This is a genomic window from Martelella sp. UBA3392 (assembly GCF_002358775.1).
GTDB classification, from domain to species: domain Bacteria; phylum Pseudomonadota; class Alphaproteobacteria; order Rhizobiales; family Rhizobiaceae; genus Martelella; species Martelella mediterranea.
The window spans coordinates 1-594 of sequence record NZ_DEPM01000231.1; the positions used below are offsets into that span (position 1 = coordinate 1).

At 61.1% G+C, this 594-nt stretch carries 1 protein-coding gene; it reads right to left on the reverse strand.

Annotation, left to right across the window (positions count from 1 at the left end):
• Positions 1-594, reverse strand: a 594-nt coding sequence (locus B4E36_RS18475; protein ID WP_345900663.1) for an ABC transporter substrate-binding protein, incomplete at both ends; no start/stop codon positions are given.

A 594-nucleotide genomic window follows, 5' to 3' on the forward strand; every position in this document is an offset into this window, starting at 1 on the left:
CTTGTCCGGATCGGATTCCGAAAGGGCGGCCATGGTTTCCTTGTTCATGTCGTCCGGCACGGCCCAGGCATTCCGCCAGGTGGTGGTTGCCTGGTAGTTGTCGTCGGAATTATCGGCATTGTAGGCAAACGCCTTGGCGTTCGAATGCGGGTCCATGAAGTCCGGGCCCCAATAGAGCAGCATCGCCTCATGGGTGCGGTCGCGATACTTGGTGATCACCTGCGCGCCGGTGCCCGGGATGATGTCGAAATTGATGCCGGCTTCGGCGAAGCTTGCCTGCAGCGACTGCGCCATGTCGGTGAACGGCGCCGAATTGATGACGTCGAGCGTCACGTCGATCGGCGTCTCGACGCCGGCATCGGCGAGGATCTGCTTGGCCTTTTCCGGATCGTAGGTGAAGGGCGTTTCATCATAGGAGCCCGGAAAACCCTTCGGCCAGAAGGCCTGATGGATTTCCATCTGGCCCTTCAGGAAGCTGTCGGTCATGCCCTCGTAATTCACGAGGTAGCGCGCGGCCTCCCAGACGGCTTCGGGCTGCAACGCCTCGGTCTTCTGGTTGAAGGACAGGAAGTGGACGGCGGCCTGCGGGAAGGT